Raw genomic sequence first — 3,656 nt, 5'->3', positions numbered from 1 at the left:
ACTCCCTACTCCCTACTCCCCACTCCCTACTCCCTACTCCCTACTCCCTACTCCCCAGTTTGGTAGTTTGACAGGTAGATTAAAAAATAGTTGTAAGAATTGACACAAACCTATATTAGACTTGATGTCGGGGTGATCCCTCGCGTCTTCCATGTCTTTTGGACAGGGGACGGCTGACACCAGGGAAAGTACAGCAATTTAGAGGACATAGTTCGTGATAGAAAGTACAATAGGACTAGAAATTATTGAAGTTGTCGAACAAGCCGCGATGGCATCGTCCAAGTGGATGGGCAAGGGCGATAAGAATACCGCAGATCATGTGGCGGTGGAAGCCATGCGGGAACGGATGAATAAGATTCACATGCGGGGGCGCATTGTGATCGGAGAAGGGGAGCGGGATGATGCTCCTATGCTCTACATTGGGGAAGAAGTGGGTATCTGTACTCAGGAAAATGCAGAAAGTGTATGCAATCCAGATGAATTGGTTGAGATTGATATCGCTGTCGATCCTTGTGAAGGTACTAATCTGGTAGCTTATGGGCAACCAGGCTCAATGGCAGTTTTGGCAATTTCTGAAAAAGGCGGCTTATTTGCTGCTCCTGACTTCTATATGAAGAAATTGGCAGCACCTCCCCAAGCACAGGGTCATGTCGATATTAACAAATCTGCAACGGAAAACCTGAAAATTCTATCTGAGTGCTTAGGGCGTGCGATTGAGGAATTGGTGGTTGTGGTGATGAAACGCGATCGCCATAATGAACTAATCAAGGAAATCCGTGATGCGGGTGCAAGAGTTCGACTAATTAGCGATGGTGATGTCTCTGCCGCTATCTCCTGTGCTTTTGCTGGAACTAATATTCATGCTCTGATGGGGATTGGTGCAGCACCTGAAGGTGTAATCTCAGCCGCAGCGATGCGTTGCTTGGGCGGACATTTCCAAGGACAACTGATCTACGATCCAGCTATTGTGAAAACTGGCTTGATTGGCGAAAGTAAGGAAAGCAACATGGCTCGCCTTACCTCAATGGGTATTACAGATCATGATAAAGTTTACAGTGCTAAGGAGTTAGCCTCTGGTGAGACTGTGTTGTTTGCCGCTTGTGGTATTACTCCGGGTACTCTGATGGAAGGCGTGCGCCTCTTCCCTGGTGGCGCGAGAACACATAGTCTGGTTGTTTCCAGCCAGTCGATGACTGCTCGTTTTGTCGATACAATTCACATGTTCGATCACCCCAAGTATATCCAACTTCGCTAATCGCTGATGGCTGATATCATGTCCGATAGCATCGGACTTGTATAAACAGGTTCGTAGTAAGCACTTTAGTGCTTTAAAATAGAGCAGTCTCAGTCACTAAAGTGCCTACTACAAACCATCTCAATACAACCGGAATTGATCTGATTTATTCAGTTGAGCAATTAGCAATTAACAATTATAAAACAGATGAATATAGTAGTTATCGGTCTCAGTCATAAAACAGCATCAGTTGAAGTGCGGGAAAAACTCAGTATTCCCGAAGCGAGGATAGAAAGTGCGATGCAAACTCTTTCTAGCTATCCTCATATCGAAGAAGTCGCAATCCTTAGCACCTGCAACCGGATGGAAGTTTATATTGTGGCGAAAGATACTGAGCATGGAGTGCGGGAAGTTAGCCAATTTCTCTCTGACTGGAGTCAGCTTCCACTCCATAAATTACGTCCCCATCTATTTATTTTGTTACACCAAGATGCTGTCATGCACTTAATGCGAGTTTCGGCAGGGCTTGATAGTTTGGTGTTGGGAGAAGGACAAATTTTAGCCCAGGTTAAAAATACCCACAAACTCGGTCAACAATATAAGGGAATTGGCAGGTTACTGAATCGTCTATTTAAAGAAGCGATTACCGCAGGGAAAAGGGTGCGCACGGAAACTAGTATTGGGACAGGTGCTGTATCGATTAGTTCGGCTGCGGTAGAATTAGCTCAGATGAAAGTAGAGCGTTTAGGGGACTGTCGGATTGGGATTATCGGTGCAGGGAAAATGTCCCGCCTATTGGTACAACACCTCCTATCGAAAGGAGCAGAAAAGATCGCAATTGTCAATAGGTCAATGGCGCGATCGCAAGAATTAGCCAATCAGTTTCCTAATGCTGAGTTGGAGTTACGTCCATTATCGGAGATGATGGAAACAATCGCAGGATCGAATATCGTATTTACTAGTACTTCTTCTACTGAACCGCTGCTAAATAAAGTTAAACTAGAAGCTATTCTGGAACCCCATCAGTCTTTAATGGTATTTGATATTTCTGTACCCCGGAATGTGGATAGTGATGTGAATGAATTGGAAAATGTTAAGGCATTTAACGTTGACGACTTAAAAGCAGTGGTAGCCCAAAACCAAGAAAGTCGCCGCCAGATGGCAATGGAGGCGGAGGGAATACTGGAGGAAATAGTAGTAGCCTTTGACAATTGGTTGCGATCGCTGGAAACTATCAATACAATTAGTAGTTTGCGAGATAAAATTGAAAGTATTCGGGAACAAGAGTTAGAAAAGGCTTTATCTCGTTTGGGTTCGGAATTTGCCGAAAAGCATCAAGAGGTGATTGAAGCCCTGACGCGAGGTATTGTGAATAAAATTCTCCACGATCCCATGGTACAACTCCGGGCGCAGCAGGATATTGAAACCAGACGGCAAGCGATGCAGGCTTTGGAAATGTTATTTAATTTGGATACTAAGGAGCAATTTAGTTAGTTGTTGTTTGTTGTTGGTTGTTGGTTGTTTCCCATTCCCCACTCCAAAAAACCCACTCCCTATTCCCCACGGGAGCATCCCACTTTGGCAAAGATACTCGTTTTTTGACAAAGTTTTTACCCCCCCTTGTCAAAGGGGGGAGCAAGAATACAACCTACATTTCTTCCTTTCTCGGGATGCTCCCATTCCCCACTCCCTTAGCAATTATCAAATATGGTTACACTCCAACTGAGACAGATTGATATTCCCCTGGGGCAGCGAGTGCTATTCCATCAGGTTAGCTGGAGAGAATTTGAAGCTATTTTAGAAGAATTGGGAGAACACCGCGCCGCCAGATTAGCTTATAGTAAAGGAACATTGGAGTTGCGGATGCCATCACCAGAGCATGAGGTAGATAAGGAACTAATTGGTGATATGGTGAAGATATTGCTAGAAGAATTAGAAGTAGATTGTGAATGCTTTGGTTCGATTACATTTAAACGAGAAACTAAACAAGGTGGGGTTGAGCCAGATCAATGTTTTTACATCCAAAATCATCAGATTATGAGAGGAAAAAGGCGTGTGGATTTGGCCGTAAATCCACCTCCAGATTTAGCTATTGAAATCGATGTTACCTCCAAAACACAATTGGAGGCTTATGAAGCATTACAAATACCTGAATTGTGGCGATATGAAAGGAATCAACTGCAAATTAATATCCTGGAAGATGGGAAATATCTTGAATCTCAAATCAGTCCAATTTTTCCAGGATTACCAATTATTGAATTGATAACTGAATCGCTGGTACAAAGTGTAAGTCTCGGTAGAAGCCCCACCTTAAGATTGTTTCGTAATCAGGTGCGGCAACTTAATAGGGAGTAGGGAGTAGGGAGTAGGGAGTAGGGAATGGGAAATAAACAACCAATCACCAACAACCAAGGGAGTATCC

Annotated in this window: 3 protein-coding genes; all 3 read left to right on the top strand. The window is 43.9% G+C overall.

The genetic code is table 11. The features are described from left to right. Positions 1-217: 217 nt before the first annotated feature. Positions 218-1,255: a class II fructose-bisphosphatase gene (gene glpX, locus NJ959_RS27130; RefSeq protein WP_254014876.1), complete on the top strand. Its 1,038-nt coding sequence runs from the start codon at positions 218-220 to the stop codon at positions 1,253-1,255. A 186-nt stretch (positions 1,256-1,441) separates the two neighbouring features. Next, complete coding sequence (locus NJ959_RS27125; protein ID WP_254014875.1) at positions 1,442-2,728, top strand: glutamyl-tRNA reductase; 1,287 nt, start codon at positions 1,442-1,444, stop codon at positions 2,726-2,728. Positions 2,729-2,941: 213 nt separating this feature from the next. Beyond that, on the top strand, positions 2,942-3,589 hold the full coding sequence (locus tag NJ959_RS27120) for a Uma2 family endonuclease (RefSeq protein ID WP_254014874.1): 648 nt from the start codon (positions 2,942-2,944) through the stop codon (positions 3,587-3,589). Positions 3,590-3,656 lie beyond the last annotated feature (67 nt).

This window comes from Limnofasciculus baicalensis BBK-W-15, from assembly GCF_024178385.1.
Lineage (GTDB): Bacteria > Cyanobacteriota > Cyanobacteriia > Cyanobacteriales > Coleofasciculaceae > Limnofasciculus > Limnofasciculus baicalensis.
This window is presented reverse-complemented; position numbering and strand designations above follow the sequence as displayed.